General features: G+C 63.7%; 15 protein-coding genes and 1 pseudogene. 5 read left to right on the top strand and 11 right to left on the bottom strand.

What is annotated here, in order from left to right:
• Window positions 1-145 precede the first annotated feature (145 nt).
• Complete coding sequence (locus tag NFW30_RS11275) at window positions 146-871, top strand: YebC/PmpR family DNA-binding transcriptional regulator (RefSeq protein WP_295352134.1); 726 nt, start codon at window positions 146-148, stop codon at window positions 869-871.
• Window positions 872-934: 63 nt separating this feature from the next.
• On the opposite strand, the gene NFW30_RS11270 is transcribed toward NFW30_RS11275, so the two are convergent.
• The 10 genes from NFW30_RS11270 to rfbF form a co-directional block, all read right to left on the bottom strand.
• Window positions 935-2692 carry an ABC transporter ATP-binding protein gene (locus NFW30_RS11270; protein WP_295352131.1) on the bottom strand — a complete coding sequence of 586 codons (1758 nt, stop codon included), beginning with the start codon at window positions 2690-2692 and terminating at the stop codon, window positions 935-937.
• Window positions 2693-2749: 57 nt separating this feature from the next.
• Window positions 2750-4216 (bottom strand): hypothetical protein, encoded by a 1467-nt coding sequence (locus NFW30_RS11265; RefSeq protein WP_295352128.1) that lies wholly within the window; start codon window positions 4214-4216, stop codon window positions 2750-2752.
• Window positions 4217-4650: 434 nt separating this feature from the next.
• Entirely contained in the window at window positions 4651-5685 is a 1035-nt protein-coding gene (locus NFW30_RS11260; RefSeq protein WP_295352125.1) for a glycosyltransferase family A protein, read from the bottom strand.
• 47 nt (window positions 5686-5732) lie between these two features.
• Window positions 5733-5957 (bottom strand): hypothetical protein, encoded by a 225-nt coding sequence (locus NFW30_RS11255; RefSeq protein WP_295352121.1) that lies wholly within the window; start codon window positions 5955-5957, stop codon window positions 5733-5735.
• Between the two features lie 117 nt (window positions 5958-6074).
• Complete coding sequence (locus NFW30_RS11250; RefSeq protein WP_295352118.1) at window positions 6075-6401, bottom strand: hypothetical protein; 327 nt, start codon at window positions 6399-6401, stop codon at window positions 6075-6077.
• A gap of 60 nt (window positions 6402-6461) precedes the next feature.
• Window positions 6462-6845 carry a hypothetical protein gene (locus NFW30_RS11245; protein WP_295352116.1) on the bottom strand — a complete coding sequence of 128 codons (384 nt, stop codon included), beginning with the start codon at window positions 6843-6845 and terminating at the stop codon, window positions 6462-6464.
• A 10-nt stretch (window positions 6846-6855) separates the two neighbouring features.
• On the bottom strand, window positions 6856-7971 hold the full coding sequence (locus NFW30_RS11240; protein ID WP_295352113.1) for an NAD(P)-dependent oxidoreductase: 1116 nt from the start codon (window positions 7969-7971) through the stop codon (window positions 6856-6858).
• Window positions 7910-9223, bottom strand: coding sequence for a lipopolysaccharide biosynthesis protein RfbH (gene rfbH, locus NFW30_RS11235; RefSeq protein WP_295352110.1), 1314 nt, complete (start codon window positions 9221-9223; stop codon window positions 7910-7912). The genes NFW30_RS11240 and rfbH overlap by 62 nt, the downstream gene beginning before the upstream one ends.
• A gap of 40 nt (window positions 9224-9263) precedes the next feature.
• Window positions 9264-10310 (bottom strand): SDR family oxidoreductase, encoded by a 1047-nt coding sequence (locus NFW30_RS11230; protein WP_295352145.1) that lies wholly within the window; start codon window positions 10308-10310, stop codon window positions 9264-9266.
• A complete protein-coding gene (gene rfbF / locus NFW30_RS11225; RefSeq protein WP_295352143.1) occupies window positions 10288-11079 on the bottom strand; it encodes a glucose-1-phosphate cytidylyltransferase in 792 nt (263 codons plus the stop codon). Before rfbF ends, NFW30_RS11230 begins: the two co-directional genes overlap by 23 nt.
• Window positions 11080-11644: 565 nt before the next feature.
• Here rfbF and NFW30_RS11220 point away from each other — a divergent pair.
• Genes NFW30_RS11220 through NFW30_RS11205 form a run of 4 tightly spaced genes read left to right on the top strand, consistent with a single transcriptional unit; the run spans window position 11645 to window position 17109 of the window.
• Window positions 11645-13447 (top strand): thiamine pyrophosphate-binding protein, encoded by a 1803-nt coding sequence (locus tag NFW30_RS11220; protein WP_295352107.1) that lies wholly within the window; start codon window positions 11645-11647, stop codon window positions 13445-13447.
• 28 nt (window positions 13448-13475) lie between these two features.
• On the top strand, window positions 13476-14576 hold the full coding sequence (locus NFW30_RS11215) for an N-acetylneuraminate synthase family protein (RefSeq protein WP_295352104.1): 1101 nt from the start codon (window positions 13476-13478) through the stop codon (window positions 14574-14576).
• Window positions 14577-14585: 9 nt separating this feature from the next.
• Window positions 14586-15536 carry a glycosyltransferase family 2 protein gene (locus NFW30_RS11210; protein ID WP_295372088.1) on the top strand — a complete coding sequence of 317 codons (951 nt, stop codon included), beginning with the start codon at window positions 14586-14588 and terminating at the stop codon, window positions 15534-15536.
• Window positions 15511-17109 carry a hypothetical protein gene (locus NFW30_RS11205; RefSeq protein WP_295372086.1) on the top strand — a complete coding sequence of 533 codons (1599 nt, stop codon included), beginning with the start codon at window positions 15511-15513 and terminating at the stop codon, window positions 17107-17109. Before NFW30_RS11210 ends, NFW30_RS11205 begins: the two co-directional genes overlap by 26 nt.
• On the opposite strand, the pseudogene NFW30_RS11200 reads toward NFW30_RS11205, so the two are convergent.
• Window positions 17110-18518, bottom strand: a pseudogene (locus NFW30_RS11200) (hypothetical protein); the annotation flags it as partial.

The following is an 18518-nucleotide window of genomic DNA, read 5'->3' as shown; positions in this document are numbered from 1 at the left end:
GACCATGGACGACTCCGGAAAGCGATGACGGGAAAGGATGGTGCGGCGGAAGTGCTAGAATGCCGGCCTTGATTATCGACCATTTGCGGCCCGTTTTGTTGCTCGGGGTGTGGCCGCAGCGTAGCGGAATTCTTCAGAGGGCAGCATGGCAGGACATTCGAAATGGGCCAACATCCAGCACCGCAAGGGCAAGCAGGATGAGAAGCGCAGCGCATCCTTCTCCAAGATCGCACGGGAAATCACCGTTGCCGCCAAGGCCGGCGGTGGCGACCCCTCGTTCAATCCGCGCCTGCGGCTGGCGATCGACAAGGGCAAGCAGGTCAACATGCCCAGGGACAAGATCGACAATGCGATCAAGAAGGGAACCGGCGAGCTCGAAGGCGTCGACTACATCGAGGTCCGCTACGAGGGCTACGGAATCGGTGGCGCAGCCGTGATCGTCGATTGCCTGACCGACAACCGCACACGCACCGTCGCCGAGGTCCGTCACGCCTTCAACAAATATGGCGGCAACCTCGGCACCGATGGCTGTGTCGCCTTCCAGTTCAGGCACTGCGGCCAGCTCCTCTTCGCCCCCGGAACCGACGAGGGGGCCTTGATGGAGGCGGCCATCGACGCCGGCGCCGACGACGTCCTGAGCAACGATGACGGTTCGGTCGAGGTGATCACACCCGCCAATGAATACATGGCGGTCAAGGAAGCCCTCGCCGCCGCCGGTTTCACCGCCGAATATGGCAGCGTCACCATGAAGGCGGAGAACGAGACCCAGCTTGCGGGTGACGAGGCGCTGCGCATGCAGAAGCTGATCGACGTGCTCGAGGGCCTCGATGACGTACAGGAGGTTTACACGAGCGTCGTCATGGACGAGTGAAGGAGCACGAGCGGCCTTGGTTGCGCCACCGCGCCCTCCCCGCCCGCGCACCGGCTGGACGGCTCAGTGGTGCCGTCTCAGCACCTCGCCGGGAGGCCCGATCTGCACGATGCGCCCGCTCTCCATGCGTACGACGAGGTCGCAGGCCTCCAGCGTGGTAAGGCGGTGCGCGATGATCAGGATGGTCTTCTGCCCGTGCAGGGCATGGATCGCGCGCATGACCTCACTTTCGGTGGCATTGTCGAGCGCCGCAGTCGCTTCGTCGAGGACCAGTACGGGCGGATCGCGGTAAAGTGCTCGCGCTATGCCGATGCGTTGGCGCTGCCCGCCCGACAAGCGGATGCCATGCTCGCCGACCGGGGTTTCGAGGCAACCGGGCAGGTCGCGCACGAAATCGTCGAGCTGGGCCGCCGTCAGCGCACGCCAGACCGCGTCGTCGTCGATTTCTTCGCGTTGCAGCCCGAAGGCCACATTGTGGCGGATCGTGTGGTCGGACAGGTAGATCGACTGCGGAATATAGCCAAGCTGCGATTGCCATCCGGCCAGATTCGCCGTGATGTCCTGGCCATCGACGAGGATTTGGCCGCCATCCGGCGTCAGCACGCCGAGGATCAGGTCGACCAGGGTCGTCTTTCCCGACCCTGACTTGCCAGTGAAACCTATGGTGGCACCCTTGGGGATGTCGAGGCTGATGCCGTCGATGGTCGTGTGCTTTGCCCCGGGATAGGTGAAGCGCAGGTCCTCGATGTGCAGGCCGTGCAGGAGGGGCAACGGCTGCGGCGGCTTGGCGGCCGACGCCGCTTCCTGCCAAGGGCCGAGTTCGGCGTGAAGCGTGTCGATGGTCGCCTTGCAGAAGCGAATCTGCTGGAAGGTGATGATCACCCGGTTCACAGCAGGCACCAAGCGGAACGAGGCGCCGACGAAGAGGCCGAGCATCGGCAGCACCATTTCGAAGGAATTGTTGCGCAGCAGACTTGCCGCGACGATCGCGAGCAGGCTCGCCATGGCCAGCACCTCGAGCAGGAGCAGCGGCAATCCCTGGGCAAGAATGTGCCGGCTGTAATAACGGGCACGGCCGCGGTTGTGGAAGGTGAACGAATCGAGGAAGTAGGGCGTCGAGCCGAGAACCCTGATTTCCTTCAGGCCACCAAGCCCCTCCTGGATGCGGCGGATGCGCTCGCCTTCGTGGTACTGGCGCCTTTCGCCCCAGACCGCGACGCGCTGGCGGATCAGTCGGTAGAATCCCGCGCCGACGATACCGAACATGGCGCAGACGATAGCGGCCGCCAGCGCGTCGACCGCGAACAGTACCAGCACGAGCGCCAGCGCAACCAGACCTTCCGCCATCAGGATCAGACTGGGTAACAACACCGACCAGATGACTTGGTCGGCCTCATGCGTCAGGTTGCGGATCAGGTTGCCGCTGTTGCTGCGCAGGTGGACGACATAGGGGCGCTCGAGATAGAGACGAAACAGGCGCTGCGACAGAAAGCTCTGTTTGGCAAAAGCGAATCGGCTCTGCAGCAGCGTCAGCGCCGCGAGATAGCCGTTCTTCGCGAGATAGAGCGCCACCAGCGCGCCAAGCAGCGCAATTATGAAGTTGCGTACCGGCGGCGCACCGAGCAGTTCGTAGGCAATGCGAACGTAGGGGGCAGCGAGGGCAGCTTGCGGATTGGCGAGGATCGACACCACCGGGAAGATGAGACTGACGCAGAGCGCTTCAAGGGCGGCGCCGACCAGGATGGCGAGGAAGATGCCCGCGACCTGTCGCCGGTCGGATTGCGGGAACAGCGTCATCAGCTTGTTGAGTGTCTCGATCAAGCCGGGCCTCGCGGATGGTCGCTGGTGACAATCATCGCCGAATGTCGCGTCTCGCGGCTAGGATGGCCGGCGCGAACGGAGGCGAGCATCGAGCCAGCGCAGTGGGGCGGTGATCTTCCAGCTTCTTGAAGCGAGCGTGGCATCGTGTTCGTGCCGAAGGGCATGGCATTCCCGAAGCAGGGCTTGCCGTTCATCGATCTGCCGGTAGAACGAGGGAACGCCTTCGAAGGAAAATGGTTCGCCTTCGGACGCAGCGGGGGTGGCCGCCTGCGTGCGCCCGGCTTCGGCCAAACGGCCGAGCAATTCCTCGAATTCCGCCGCGACATTGCCGGAGGGGGGCCCTTCTTCGTAGCGCGGTGGCAGACCGCTGTAGTGGCGCAGGTGAGCCACCATACGCGCCAGATGGCTCGGCCGGCGCAGCCGCCAGCCAATGTATGCGGGATCGAATACCAGACTGTACGGCATCAGGTAGCTCAGGAAGAAAAAGGTGGCCGCCCGCGCCGGGAAGGCCACTCCCTCGGAAGTCCAGACCGTTCCATCTCCGTCGGGCTGCGGGCGCATGGCGACCCGCAACGGCGTGTCACCATAGGTCACGACAGTCTTGCCGAACAGCAGCGCTTCGGCCGCCACGCTGGAATTGACCGTGTGAATCTCGTCACACTGCCCGATGAAAGCGAGGGCGTTTGGCGATGTGTCCAGATGGCCGCGGACCATGGCGATTCCCATCGGGTGCAGGCGAATGAGCACCTGCTCCCAGCCGAACTTCCGCTGGCAATGGCGTACCACCTCGAGGCTGGAAAAGCCATTGCCGAAGGCAACCAGATTCGAATCCTCTTCGAGTTGAGCTGCAACACCACAGCGATAGGGTGCCACCAGCGGAGCTTCGGATCGTGCTGCTGTCAGCAGTGCATCACGAATGTCCTCGAGCGACGGCCACTGGTCTCGCTGCGCAAACTGCTCGCAGAAAGCGGCAAATTCAGCCGCAGCAGCGGTCTGTCCATTGACGCCGAAAAAGTCGAAATAGGCCGTGTGGCGCCAGATGGGCTTGCGCAAGGGTCCGTGTTCGTTATGCACGAGGGCGATGCCGCGTCTGGCGCAGACGTACTGCAGGCTCGCCACATTGAGCCACGTGAGCACGCAGTCTATGCCACCCAGCTCCGCTGCTGCACGGTCGAGTGCCGCCTCGAGAAAATCCTCGAGTGGCCGGTATCTGTTCAGGATCAGGAAGCGCCAGGCGCGGATTGGCGTGACATGTTGGCGCACGAGCGGCTCGAGAAGGCTTTCGTCGAGGAACTCGATCCGTTCCGGCTTGAGGCGTTCATCGATTCGGTACTCGTGAAACCACTGGTTCCATGGTTCGAACTCCCAGCGTTGCCGGAAACGATTCCAGTCGAGGCAGGCTGGATCGACGATGTAGTAGGCGCTCCGCGGCAACGCGGTATTGATGCTGCGCAGGAAGGTGCACAGGTAGGGAGCCGTCTCGCCACGGCACGGGTGGGGGAACAGGATCGGCACGATCTTCATGATCGTGCCGTCCTGCTCCGCCTGGACGCAAGCTGATCGGTACGCCGCGGCCTGTTGCATTCCTCCGCTCGCGACGTCTCCGGGGCACCAAGGGGCCAGCGGCGCAAGTGCTCAGGTAGATGTCGCAGAATCACGCGATCGAGCGGGGCAAGCATGATTTCACAGAAGGTGTTTGCGCCAATTGCGAATGATGCACTGATGCGCTGCGGCGGCCCTTGCTGCCTTCAACAGCACGAGGCGACGTTACGTGGCGTTGGGTATCACCAGCGCGGCGAAGACGCGCTTCCAGATGATGGGGTTGGTGCCAGTAGTAGGGCAATGCAGCCCAAGCGGCGGCCAGCAGGCTGCCTTTGGCGGCACAGCGGATTGCAGTCCAGACGAGCGGAATCGGAAAGGATGAAATCGTCGGCATGAAGGGTCGATGTGGTGGCCTGTTACCAAGTATGGTTCTGCCAACAGCGTAGCATCCGGCTGTTGCCCCGCGCGGTCACTCTGGCCCGCTCGATAACCACCCGCCTGAGCACCGGCCTTGGGAGTAACAGGGCTGCTGCGAGATATTTCAGTCCGCCGTTGAGGCGAATGACTCCTCGGAGTCTTGGCAAGTAGGAAACGAGTTGCAGCTTGGTCGTTCCGCGTAGCGCGACCCAGACGAACTGTAGCGTCGTCGTGATCGACAGGTAGCGGGCCATGCGTATCCGAAGTCTCTCGCAGCGTCTATCATCCGCGCATCGATCGCGAAAGCGGACTTCGACGCCGTCCATGAAGCGTCTTTCCTCAGCGGCCCAAACGGGCGGCGGTACGCCGCCCGTTGCATTGTCATTCGTCAGAAAAACGTAGTTGGAGACAGTCTTCTGCACGCAGCCGACCCGGCCCATGAAGGCTAGTTGCGTCCAGTAGTACATGTCGCCGATATTCGTGTCCAGCGGCAGGTGGCCGAGGTTGCCGATCCCGCGCATCAGGGACATCCTGCAGACGCAGGCGCACCAGCAGACGTTACGCCAGCCGGCGTAATGATTTTCGATAAAGCTCGGGCCATCCTCCACCTCCGGCCCCAGCAGGCAGGGCACGCGGACATCCCCGTAATGAATCCAGCACCCGGTATAGACAAAGGCCAAGTCCGGGTACTTGTCGAACAGCCCGATGACCTCCTCGGCGAAGGTAGGTTCGAGGAAGTCGTCGTCGGACAACCCAAGGAAGAACTCGCCACGGGCCTCATCGACAACGAAGCTGCCGTGAATCGCAGACGGCATGGTTTCTTCGTGGCGGAATTTGCGTAGCCGCGGATCGTCGTAGCGAGCGATGACTTCCTGCGTTCCGTCGGAGGACCCGTTGTCCGATACGATGATCTCGATGTGAGAATAGGTCTGTGCCAGTGCACTTTCGATCGCCCTGCCGACACAATAGGACCGGTTGACTGTCGGGATCACGATCGATAGACGGGGCTGCGCTGTCGGGGTGGAATGAGTCATGGTTGGAGTTGTCGTGAGTCGATGGCATTGCCGGATGCCCGCGGCCGTCAGTCGGGCACGGCATGGAGCAAGAGGTAGAAACTGCCGCGGGCATGGCTGCGCAAAACGAAGCAGCACCCCAGCTGCCAAGCATCAATAAGCAGGGGAGTCTCCCAGAGTTGGGCCCGGCAATGATACATGCTTGCGGCCGGTGCCGGTCGCGATGGGGCAATGCTTCGCAGCGCGCCGTTGAGCACGCCAAGCTCTTCGCCTTCGATGTCCATCTTGATCAAGGTTCGCGCGAAGTCGTGCAGTGAGGTCGATTGCGACGCACCGAATGCTGTGACCGTCGGCGCAATCAGCGTCGATACGGCTGGCCGCGCTGGCTGACGCAGAGAAGGTCTTGAGCGTCATGTCGTGGCGTCGCTCACGCCGCAAGGGAAGCAGCCGGTGTGGCAATCCGTGCAGACGTGCTGCTGAAGCTGCGTGAGGTTTGCCGAGTCCGGCTCGAATGCCGCGACTGCAGCAAAATGGAATGCATTTCGTGCGGGCGCCACGATGGTGTCACCGAGGTAGGCGCCGCAGTCGACGAGCCGCATCGGAGCGCGCCGTCGCGACGAGTCGGCAAGCTGGTACTTATGGGCGAGACTCGGTGCGGAAAAGACAGCGTAATCGCCGTTGAGACGGAATGCAACCGTACTCGGGAGCATTTCGCGGCTCTTGTCGTGTTTATACACAGCGTATCGACGGCGTACAGACAATCGGCAAAGCGCGCGTACCGCGCGGGCGCCGTCAGCCTATAGGCGCCGGCCAAGGCGGAAGCGAAGTGTGCCTGCAATTCGATCGGGCTCTTGACCCGGCCGGAACCCAGCGCTTGGAGAAATGCCAGCAGCGGCGCCAACGCTACATCGGGATTGCAAATCCCCAAAAACGACGGCCACGGCGCCGATACCGGCGCCGTGGTGCGAGGCCCAAGCAGCGATGGTGCAGCTTGGCAGCCCGACGATGTTGTCGTCCGGGCTCGAACGTCGATCGGCTAATCCCATCGGCGCCAGCCCGACTCCGTCGATCACGCTTGCAAACGCGAAGCCGCGCTTCGCTGGGGCGTAGATCAGGAAAAGCTGCCGCGGCGGCGGCTCATGCAGCGCCGCAGGTAGGACGCGATCCAGGATCGACTGCATGCGCGTCATATCATTGGCTCTTTTCAAGCCAACGGAAGCAGCGGTCGACTGCGTCGTCGAGAGCAACCGTACGGGCGAGGCCGAGTTCCTGCACAGCGCGGCGCACGCACGGTACGTAGCGCTCGACCGAGGCCTGGCCGCGCATTCCGAGAATGCGCACGGGGGGGCGTCCGGATGCGCGCGCCGCGATGGTGTGCGCCAAGTCGCCGATGCTGATCGCCTCCTCGCTGCCGATGTTGTAGGCGCGTCCCGCTTGTCCCTTCAGCAGCACGGTCCACAACCAGATGGCGAGATCGGCAGCGTAGAGGTAAGAACGCAGCGCGCTCCCGTCGCCCTTGATGACGATCTCCCTGCCGGCTGCAGCGTCACACAGGAAATTGCCGGCGGCGAAGTGGGCGTCGAGCGGCAGGCCGGGGCCGATGAAGGCAAAGCAGCGCGCGATTGCGACCGGCAGGCCATTCGCCGCAGCCAAGGCGCAAAGAAGTTCGGCGGCGCGCTTGCCCTCGCCGTAGACGGATGAAGCCGAGGCCGGGTCGGGCCCGCCGTGGTAGTCTTCCGGCATGCATGCCATGCCGGGCGGCTGCGGGCCGTAGACCGCACCGGAACTGACGAAGAGCATGTTCTGGAGCGGTTGTGTCGCGGCAAATTCCAGGACCCTGCGCGTGCCGGCGACAAGCGTGTCGAACGCCGCCATCCGATCGCCGATCGGCCGGGAGGAATCGAAGGCAGCATGCACCACGTGCGTGAAACGGCCCGCGGGAAAATCAAAGCTGCGGACATCGCCGCCGATGACTGCCATCGAGCGGTTGGCAGCCAAGCGGGGATTGCGGCGGGCATGTGTCGCCGGATCCCGAGAAAGGAGCGTGGCGCATATGCCGACCTGCAGCCGCTCATTGGCCCAGGCAAGCGTCTCCAACAGCCAGCGCCCGAAGAACCCGGTTCCTCCGGTAATGAAGATCGACGCTCCTGCCATTTCGCGCCAGACCGCCTCGGTATGTGCCAGAACGTGCTCGAGGTCGGCCCGCGGTAGTGGCGCAAGTGCAGAAACCACTGACATTGGCAAGCTAGAATCCGTAGCCGAAGAACTGCCCCAACTGATCGGCGAGGTAATCCAGCTTTTCTGCATCGAGTCCGGGATAGATGCCGACCCAAAAGCAGTCCGCCATGATCTTGTCAGCGCCTTCCAGTGTGCCGGAAACGCGGTATTGCCGACCCGCAAAATACGGTTGCCTGACGAGATTGCCGGCCATCAGCAGCCGCGTGCCGATCCGTCGCTCGTCGAGATAGCGCAGCAACTCAACCCGTTCGACACCGGCCGCTTGCGTCAGGGTGATCGGGAAGCCAAACCATGAAGGGTCGCTTCCGGGTGTCGCTTCCGGCAGAATGAGGAACTCCTGCAGGTGCGCCAGTCGCTCCCGAAGATGCGCAAAGTTGCTCTTTCTTGCCGCGATCAGATCCCCGACGCGACGCAACTGGGAAAGCGCCACGGCGGCTTGCATATCGGTGATCTTCAGGTTGTAGCCAGCGTGCGCGTAAATGTACTTGTGGTCGTAACCGCGTGGCAGCTTTCCGAGTTGCCATTCATAGCGCTTGCCGCAGGTGTTGTCACGACCAGGCGGGCAGTAGCAGTCACGGCCCCAGTCGCGGAACGACTCGACCAACTTCGCCAACTGCGGATCGTCAGTGAAGACGGCGCCGCCTTCGCCCATGGTGATGTGATGCGCGGGGTAGAAGCTCAGGGTGCCGATATGGCCAAAGGTGCCGACCTTGCGGTCGCGATAGGTGCTGCCGAGGGCATCGCAGCAATCTTCCACCAGCCAGAGTCCGTGATGATCGGCAAGCTCTCGCACTTCTTCGACCGCGAAGGGGATTCCGAGTGTGTGGGCGAGCATGATGGCGCGCGTCTGCGGGCCAATGGCGGCGGCGATCGAGGCCAGCGTCGGGTTGTAGCAGGGCGCTGCGGAATCGACGAAGACCGGTATCAGGCCATTCTGCAGAATGGGGTTGACCGTTGTCGGGAAACCCGCCGCCGCAGTAATGACCTCATCGCCTGGCTTCAGGGCACGTGCGCCAAGTTGTGGTGAGGTGAGCGCCGACAATGCCAGCAGGTTGGCTGACGATCCGGAATTGGCGGTGCGGCAGAAGCGGACGCCGATCATGGCCGCCAGTTCGCTCTCGAATACGTCGTTGAAGCGGCCGGTCGTCAGCCAGCCATCGAGGGCAGAGTCCACCAGCGAGACGAAGTCCTCGGCATGCAGCGTCTTGCCGGATGGGGGCAGGGGCGTTTGGCCGGGAACGAAGGGTTGCGGGATGAGTACCGAGTCGGCGTATTGGCGGACTTGCTGGAGGATGGCGAGGCGCAGTTCATCAGGGGTCATGGATGTGTCCGTGGCAGTGGTGAAGAGGCAGGCGCCGGCCTTACTGCACGCCGGTCCAGCGCAGGTCGTCCGTGAGTTGATGGGTTTGCACGTGCCGTTCGAGCACCTTCAGGCGCATGTAGTCGGAACTGCGGAACTCGCTGTCGGCAAACTTGATGCGTTGCATGCCGCTCCTGAGTTGCTCGATGCTTTGTCGCAGCGATACCTGCGGCTGGTGGTCCGGCGCCATCGATTGGAACAGGGAAAAATCGACCTGGTAGGAACGTTTATCCGGTGCGGCAGCAGCGTTTACGCTGATGCGGGTAGCAGGAATGGCTGCGGCCACGGCTTTGGCCAGATCGATGACCTGATGGTTGGTCTTGCCGACGTTGACCGCCAGGAAGGGGCCGGCGACGCCTGGCTGCCGCCGAATCGCCCACTCTATCGCCAGGGACATGTCGTTGACATCGATCAGCGGTCGCCACGGTGTCCCGTCGCTGAGAATCGTGATTTCCCCACTGCTCATGGCGCAAGCAACGAAGTCGTTCAATACGAGGTCGAGCCGCAGACGGTCCGACATGCCGCAGGCGGTGGCAAAGCGCAGTGAGGTGACGACGAACTGGTCGTCGGCCAGACACTGCAAGGCTTCTTCCATCCGGACCTTGGAGCGCGCATAGGCGGTCAGCGGATTGAGGGGACTCGACTCGCTGCGTGGCGCCCCGGCTGCCTGGCCGTAGATGCTGCAACTCGATGCGAGAATGAATGCCCGCACCCCGCGGCGCCGGGCTTCAACGGCCAGCGCGCGGCTGGCCGTGTCGTTGATGGTTTCAGTGACTGCCGCGAAGCGCTGGCCCATCGGGTCGTTGGAAATCGCCGCGAGGTGGACGACGACGTCGATGCCGTTCAGAAGGTCGTAGGGAAAATCACGCAGGTCGCCCCAATGCTGCACATCGCACCGTGTTTCCGGAAGTCGCGAAGCACCCGTCAGAACGTGGGCGAAATAGCCGCTGTCGAAACCGATGTAACGGTGCTGCGGCAGAGATCGGCGCAAATGCCGGATCAGCACCGGACCAAGATAGCCGGCATTACCGGTGATCAGGATGTTCATTTTCCCAGACTTTCCATGGGGCCTTGCCGGAGTTCCACAGGTCTTCCAGGTGGTTCCTGTCGCGCAGCGTATCCATCGGCTGCCAAAATCCCGCGTGTCGAAAGACAAATAGCTGCCCGGTGCTGGCAAGGCTTTCGAGCGGCTCGCGCTCCCAGAGAATCTGGTCACCGGACACGAAATCCAGCACGCGCGGGGAGAGCACGAAGAAACCACCATTGATCCAGGCGCTGTCGCCAAGTGGCTTTTCCCTGAAGCCCGCCACTCTTTCGGCTGCCAGTTCCAGGGCGCCGAAGCGTCCCGGTGGCTGCACGGCACAGATCGTGGCCAAGCCGCCGTGTTGCCGGTGGAAAGCGATTTCCGCGCCAATATCGAGATCGCTCAAGCCATCGCCGTAGGTCATGCAGAAGACATCATCTTCCAGATACCGAGCGACACGCTTCAGGCGGCCGCCCGTTTGCGTTGCCTCCCCGGTATCGACGAGCGTCACCTTCCACGCATCGGCATGGTTCTGGTGAATCTGCAGGCGATTGCCGGCGATATCGATGGTCACGTCGGACATATGGAGGAGGTAGTTGGCGAAGTACTCCTTGATCATGTAGCCCTTGTAGCCGAGGCAAATCACAAACTCCACGATACCGAAGTGCGCATAGAGCTTCATGATGTGCCAAAGAATCGGCTTGCCACCGATCTCCACCATCGGCTTGGGACGTGCCACGGTTTCCTCGGACAACCGCGTGCCGAAACCACCGGCGAGGATGACCGCCTTCACGTGCCCCCCCTGGTTCCGTTTTCGTTCGTGATCATCGTTATCGACATTGGTGGCCGGGATGTCCGCCTTGCCCTTTCGCTCGCCGAGAATGATGCCCACGGCGGCACTTGCCGTGAGCATCGCGTCATCTTCGTTATTGTACCCGTGCTGGCCGTTGCAGCCGATCAGGAACCACTGCGCGCCCCGACGTTCAGCGCGCCGCGGTCGATCGCAGCAGCCTGCGCCGCTTTGGGCCGCAGAGCGCGCCCGCACCCGATGGCAGCGAGCACCCGCGACGGCCTGAGAGTGGCTTGCGTCCGCGCGTCGCCCCGTGATCATCACCGGCACACCAGTACGAGTTGCCCCTCCTATGCTCGAGCACCATCCATCAAATCCTGGATGCTCCATCCGATCTTTCGTGGTAACTTTCGCCCATCCCAAGTGCGGCGCGTCCTGGGAAGGACTGATCGTCGGCGAGATCATTCGTCGCAGAAGCGCTGGTCGGGGCGAGGCCCATTTCTGGGGCGTCCATGCCGGCGCCGAACTGGACTTGCGCCTTTGCTTCACCCACGGATCAGACCAGCCCATGACTACCGTCGCCACGTACCTGGCTCAATCGATGGCCGATCACGGTCTTCGCCATGTCTTCCTCGTCACCGGTGGCGGGGCGATGTTCCTCAATGATGCACTCTGTGGTCATCCCGACATCACCCCCGTTTTTTTCCATCACGAACAGGCGGCAGCGATGGCGGCCGAAGCCTACGCCCGCATCGCCTGCAGGCCGGCCATCCTCAACGTCACCACCGGTCCCGGGGGAATCAACGCGATCAATGGCGTCTTCGGCGCCTGGACCGACTCGCTGCCGATGATGGTCCTGTCGGGCCAAGTCAAGCGCGCCACCTGTCTGGCGACGACGCCCGTTCGCGGCCTGCGTCAATTGGGCGACCAGGAAAGCGAGATCATCCCGATGGTGCGTGGCATCACCAAGTGCGCGACGATCGTCGACCAGCCCGACGACATCGGGTGGCATCTCGATCAGTCTCTGCACCTCGCAGCCTCGGGCCGACCAGGCCCGGTATGGCTCGATATTCCGATCGACGTGCAGAGCGCACAGGTGGAACCGGCCAGCATGCGTCGCTTCGCTCCTCCGCAAGAGCCCGACCACAGGGCTTCCGATGTCGAGCTGGACGTTTTGCTCCAGCGGCTGGACCAGGCCCGCCGCCCGGTCATCATCGCCGGAACCGGCATCCGTGCGGCCCATGCGAGCAAGGAGTTCGCCATGCTGATCCGCCGTCTCGGCATCCCGGTGACCACGGCGTGGACGCACGACCTGATCGCCACCGATGACCCGCTGTTCTGCGGTCGGCCCGGCACCATCGGCACCCGCGCCGGCAACTTCACGGTGCAGAATGCCGACCTGCTGCTGATCCTCGGCAGCCGTTTGAACGTCCGTCAGGTGGGCTACAACTGGCAGGCATTCGCACCACGGGCGTTCAAGATACAGGTCGATATCGACCCGGCAGAACTGGCAAAGCCTGTGGTCCGACCCGATCTCGCGATCTGCTGCGACCTGCGCGATTTCCTGGCGCAGATGAACGCGCGACTTGCCAGGCAACCGCTGCCCCCGAACCCTGAACACGATCGCTGGCTCGCCTGGTGCCGACAACGCTTGATCGATTACCCCGTGGTCTTGCCGAAACATCGCGAGTTCAACGGCAGGATCAATCCCTACCACTTCATCGAGGCGCTTTTCGAGCGGCTGACCGAAGACGACATCATCGCCTGCGGCAACGCCACCGCGACCATCGTCCCCTTCCAAGCTGCCGCGCTGAAGCGCGGACAGCGCCTGTTCTCGAACTCCGGCAGCGCCTCGATGGGCTACGACCTCCCGGCCGCGATTGGCGCCTGGTTCGGCGCACTGGCCGCCCGCGGCAGTCAGCGGCGCATCATCTGCCTCGCCGGTGACGGCAGCATCATGATGAACCTGCAGGAGTTGCAGACGATCGCCCAGCACCGGCTGCCGATCAAGATTTTCGTCCTCGACAACCGCGGCTACCTGTCGATCCGCACCTCGCAGACGAACTTCTTCGGCCGCCTTGCCGGCGCCGACCCAGATTCCGGCGTCACCCTGCCGGATTTCGTGTCGGTTGCCACAGCTTTCGGCATCAGTGCCTCGCGGCTCGACGGCGCCGACTTCGCGCAGCGCCTGCCCGCCATACTCGAGACGAGCGAGCCGCATCTGTGCCAGGTCGTCCTGGACGAAACGCAGCAGTTCGAGCCGCGCACCAGCTCGCGTCGGCTGCCTGACGGCCAGATCGTCAGCGCACCGCTGGAGGACATGTACCCCTTCCTCGAACGCGACGAACTGGCACGTAACATGATAGATTGACGCCATCCGACTTGGCTTGAAAAGCCCAATGATTCGTCTGCCCAGACCGCCGTCCGGCGGCATCTTCGAAGACCTGTTCGTGCTCGAGATGGCCAACAACCACCTCGGTCGTGTCGAACGCGGCCTGAAGATCATCACCGATTTCTCGCGCATCGTTCGCTTCAACAGCGTCAGGGCGGCGATCAAGCTGCAGTTGCGCGACGTCGATGCCTTCATCCACAAGGATTTCCGTCAACGCACCGATGTCCGCTACATCCGCAAGACGCTCGACACCCGTCTCGCGCGCAGCGAGTACGCCCGCCTGACCACAGCCATCAGGCGAGCGGGCTGCATCCCGATGGCGACACCCTTCGACGAGGTATCGGTGGACCTCGGCGTCGAACTCGGGGTCGAAATCATCAAGATCGCCAGCTCGGATATCAACGACTGGATTCTCATCGAGAAGATCGCCAGTACCAAGAAGCCGGTCATCGTCTCCACCGGCGGTTCGTCGCTGAAGGACGTCGACGATCTCGTGACCTTCTTCAACCGGCGCGAAATCCCGCTCGCGATCAACCACTGCGTGTCGCTCTATCCGTCCGAGAACCGCGAACTGGAGCTGAACCAGATCGATTTCCTGCGCGACCGCTACCCGATGAACGTGATCGGCTTCTCGACCCACGAACACCGCGACTGGCAGGCGTCGATCGCGATCGCCTACGCCAAGGGTGCGCGCACCTTCGAGCGCCACATCGATATCGCCGGCGACGGCGTGCAGCCTTCGGAGTATTGCAGTCTGCCGCATCAGATCGACCAGTGGTTCAAGGCACACCGGCAGGCAGTCGAGATGTGTGGCGCGCCCGGCACACAGAAGCGGATTCCGGCCCGGCAAGAGATCCAGTATCTCGACGCACTGGTGCGCGGCGTCTACGCCCGACGCGCCTTGGCACACGGGCACGCACTGCAGGATGACGACGTGTATCTCGCCATTCCGCTGCAGAAGGGCCAGATCTCCTGCCGCGAACTGATGCGCGGCGAGGTCCTGCTGCGCGACGTGGCGGCCGACGAACCGATCATGATCGACGCCATCGACAGCCCCTACGCCGAGAACGAGCAGCTCAACGCACTGATCTACCAGCGCGGGCTGTAACGGCCGAAGATGAAACTGATCAGCGTCGTCACCGGCTGCTTCAACGAGGAAGACAACGTCGAGGAGCTGCATTCCCGCATCCGTGCCCAGTTCGAGCGACTGCCCGCCTACGACTACGAGCACATCTTCATCGACAACGCGTCGACCGATGCCACGGTGCAAAGGATCAAGGCGATTGCCGCCAACGATCGGCGCGTCAAGCTGATCGTCAACGCCCGCAATTTCGGCCACATCCGCTCGCCGATGCACGCGCTGCTGCAGGCGCGCGGTGACGCGGTGATCGCCATGGCCTCCGACCTGCAGGAACCGCCCGAACTGATCCCGGAATTCGTGCGCAGGTGGGAACAGGGCTACCGCGTCGTTGCCGGCGTCCGCTGTGGGGTCCAGCGCACGGTGGCGATGTCCTTCGTTCGACACGCTTTCTACACGACCATCGGCCGCATCTCGGAAACCCGGCTGATCCCCAACTTCACGGGTTTCGGGCTCTACGACCGATCGGTCATCGAAGTCGTTCGCCAGGTGGACGATCCCTACCCGTACTTCCGCGGTCTGATCGCGGACATTGGCTTCGAACATGCGGAGGTGCCGTTCGTGCAGCCGCAGCGTACGCGCGGCATCAGCAAGAACAACTTCTACACGCTCTACGACATGGCGATCCTCGGCATCACCAGCCATTCGAAGCTGCCGATCAGGCTGGCGACGATGGCCGGCTTCGCCCTTTCGGGTCTCAGCCTGCTGGTGGCGATCGGCTACCTGACCTACAAGCTGCTGCGCTGGGATCAGTTCTCGGTCGGTATGGCTCCGGTAGTGATCGGTTTCTTCTTCTTCGCCTCGGTGCAACTGTTCTTCATCGGTATCCTTGGCGAATACATCGCGGCAATCCACACGCAGGTGCTCAGGCGACCACTGGTGGTCGAGAAGGAGCGGGTCAACTTTGACGCCGCCACGACAGGCGCCTGACCCCGGCTCAAGGCAGGCTTCGGCCGCCAGCGAAAAGCGCCTCCCGTCCTGGCTGCTCGCACATGATGCAAGACACTCGGCGAAGTCGATCGATTCGGTCTCGGTCGCTGCGCTGCTCTACCTGGCGCTGCCGAACCTGATCTTTCTCGCCGGCTGGTTGCGCTGGCCGTTTGCCGTCTTCTTCTCGTTGCTCCTGCTCTGGTCGGCGCGGTCGGCCGTCGACTGGCGGCAGGTGCGCTGGCGCTGTCCGTACCGTGCAGCCCCGGCGTTGCTGATCGTCGCCACCGCTTTCGCCTGGTGTGCCCTCGGCGGCGCCGGCCACTTCCTGGCGGCGCCGATCGACTGGATGGTGCGCGATGCGGTCCTGGGCGACCTGGTGTTCGGCGACTGGCCGGTCTCCTATGCCGAGAAGGACGGCATCCACCACATCCTGCGTTCGGCGATCGGTTACTTCCTGCCCGCCGCAGTCGTGGCCAAGACACTGGGGATCGCCAGCGCCGACCTGGCTCTCTATCTCTGGACCGTGCTCGGAACGGCCATTTTCCTCTTCAGCCTGCCGCTGCCACGACGCCCGGTAGCCGGACTGGCACTCGCCCTGCTGCTGGTGCTTTCGTTCAGCGGCATGGATCTGCTCGGTGTGCTGGCCTATCAGGGCGACTGGCCGGAGGTGCCGGTGCGGCTCGAATGGTGGACGCGATTCAGCTACTCGTCACTCGCGGCGCATCTATACTGGGCGCCGAACCATGCCCTGCCGATCTGTCTCGCCAGCGCGCTGTTCTATCGCCACTGGCAGCATCCGGCCTTCCCCGGCTTCGCGCTGTTGCTGCTGGCGCTGCTGCCGATCTGGACGCCTTTCGGCCTGCCCGCCCTGCTTCCTTTCGTCGTGCTCGCGGCGCTGCAGTTCCTGTCGCAGCCGCACCAGGCACCGCCAACCGTGCCGCTGCTCGTGACGATCCTGATGGTGGGCCTGATGGTCCGCTTCCTCTCCATGGACATCGGCGGCATCGGCACCACACCCCCCCTGGCTGGTGCCACCGGCACGGCGAACGAGACGGCAACGCGCGACCACATTCTCGCCTACCTGATTTTCGTGGCGCTTGAGTTCGGCGCGCTCGCCCTCGCGCTGTGGTCCCGTCTGCAACACTCGCGCGGCATCCTGCTGTTCGCCGCGATGACGCTGCTGCTGCTGCCTCTGCTCAGCTTCGGCCCGTCGAACGATCTGCTGCTGCGCGCTTCGCTTGCCTCGCTGACGATGCTGATGCTGCTGACACTCAGCGTCCTGCGCGCCGCCGGCAGGCCAGCGCTCGGCGTCGGGTACCCGTGGCTGATCGTCCTGATGCTGTTCGTCGGCGCCTTCACGCCGCTGCACGAGGCTGCGCGGGCGACGATGGTGCGACGCTGGCCGCCGAGCTATGTGCAGAACCTCGTCGAGCAGCAGGGCGGCAGCTTTCCACCGCACTACGTTGCCCGGCTCGACCGCGCAGACATGCGGCTGCTCTTGCGCGAACCGTCGCTCACGCCGGACCGCGATCACCGCCTGGCTGCCAGCACACGCAGGCCGCACGCGCGCTGATCAGGCGATCGCGGCGGCAGGCTCAGCGCGACTATGCCGGTCATCCCACATCCGGAAGTAGACGTCCTCCAGGGCGCGAACGAAGCGCGGCATGTCGAAGAGCGGACAGCGGCTGCGGTCGGCAGCCAGCCGGTTGCGCAACTGCAGCAGGCGCTGCGGATCCCTGGCCAGCGACCGGGCGATCTCGCAGTACTCATCCGGCGAACTGGCAACCAGTTCCGGCAGACCCGCCGCGCGCAGCAGACTCGCGCCCACGCGACCGGGAAAGGTGTCGCCAAGAAGCGCGACCATCGGCACCCCGGCCCACAGGACATCGATGCCGGTCGAATGCGAGTTGTAGGGAAAGGGATCGAGGGCGAGATCCGCCAGCTGCAGCCGCGAGAGGTGGTCATGCCGGGACGCCACTCTGCTGGCGAACACCAGCCGCGCCGGATCGACGCCACGACGCTGCGCCTCGCTCCGCAGGCGGTCGCCGGCCGTGTCGGCAGGCAGGCTGAGCCACAGGCAACTCCCATCGATCTCGCGCAGCAGTCGACACCAGAGGTCGAAGACCTGCGGATTGAACTTGTAGCTGTTGTTGAACGAGCAGAAGACGAAGCCGTGTTCCGGCAACCCCGCCTCGAGCCTTGACGGCGGTGCGCCGAGCTCGATCGTCGTGTCCGCGGGCAGATAGCAGTGCGGCAGGTGAATGATCCGCTCGCAGTAGCAGGGAGCATCGTGCAGCGGCGTCACCACCGGGTCGCCGAGCAGGTAGTCGGCGAGCCGCGCGTGCCCGAGTGTTCCGGCGTAACCCAGCCAGTTGACCTGTACCGGCGCGCAGCGCAGAGCAAGCGCCTCGGGTCGCCCGTCCGATGTCCAGCCACTGAGATCGATCAGGATGTCGATGCCGTCACTCCGCACGCGTTCGGCGGTTTCCCGGACGCTGCAGTCGGCAATATCGACGAAGTGGTCGAAGGCTGCCTGCAGCCGCTGGCGGATCTCGCTGCCGTCGTCCACCCCCATCGAATAGCCGAAGACCTCGACCCGCGACCGATCATGCAGCTCGAGCACCTGCGGCATGATCAGCCCGACCGGGTGGTTCCGGTAGTCGGCGGAAAGATAGCCGATGCGCAGACGTGCCGCTGGCGGCCGCCGCTCCGCGCGGTCAACCGCCGCGCAATCTGCCGCATCGAGTACGCTCGCCGGAATGCTGCGGCGTGCGTAGTTGGCCGCGACGCGGCGCTGCTCCTCCGCGCTGGCTCCCGGCAACGAGAGCGCGACGAAGGGGTTGTCGCAGAGATCGCGATAATCGTTGCTCAGCACCCGCAGGCGCGAGAGCCGTGCCTGCAGCTCGTCCCAGTCGCAACGCTTGAGGCTGGCGCAGAGGAGTTGCGACAGGATCGCCGCGTTGTCGGGGTCGTTCTTCGCCA

The sequence above is a fragment of the Accumulibacter sp. genome, assembly GCF_023806635.1.
Classification (GTDB): Bacteria; Pseudomonadota; Gammaproteobacteria; order Burkholderiales; family Rhodocyclaceae; genus Accumulibacter.
The sequence above is the reverse complement of the archived record's forward strand: the minus strand, read 5'-3'. Positions and strand labels throughout refer to the sequence as shown.

Coding starts and splice junctions, on each gene's coding strand:
- NFW30_RS11275 (WP_295352134.1), top strand. CDS start 146: ATGGCAGGACATTCGAAATGGGCCAACATCCAGCACCGCAAGGGCAAG.
- NFW30_RS11265 (WP_295352128.1), bottom strand. CDS start 4,216: ATGAAGATCGTGCCGATCCTGTTCCCCCACCCGTGCCGTGGCGAGACG.
- NFW30_RS11260 (WP_295352125.1), bottom strand. CDS start 5,685: ATGACTCATTCCACCCCGACAGCGCAGCCCCGTCTATCGATCGTGATC.
- NFW30_RS11245 (WP_295352116.1), bottom strand. CDS start 6,845: ATGCAGTCGATCCTGGATCGCGTCCTACCTGCGGCGCTGCATGAGCCG.
- NFW30_RS11240 (WP_295352113.1), bottom strand. CDS start 7,971: ATGCAGAAAAGCTGGATTACCTCGCCGATCAGTTGGGGCAGTTCTTCG.
- rfbH (WP_295352110.1), bottom strand. CDS start 9,223: ATGACCCCTGATGAACTGCGCCTCGCCATCCTCCAGCAAGTCCGCCAA.
- NFW30_RS11230 (WP_295352145.1), bottom strand. CDS start 10,310: ATGAACATCCTGATCACCGGTAATGCCGGCTATCTTGGTCCGGTGCTG.
- NFW30_RS11220 (WP_295352107.1), top strand. CDS start 11,645: ATGACTACCGTCGCCACGTACCTGGCTCAATCGATGGCCGATCACGGT.
- NFW30_RS11215 (WP_295352104.1), top strand. CDS start 13,476: ATGATTCGTCTGCCCAGACCGCCGTCCGGCGGCATCTTCGAAGACCTG.
- NFW30_RS11210 (WP_295372088.1), top strand. CDS start 14,586: ATGAAACTGATCAGCGTCGTCACCGGCTGCTTCAACGAGGAAGACAAC.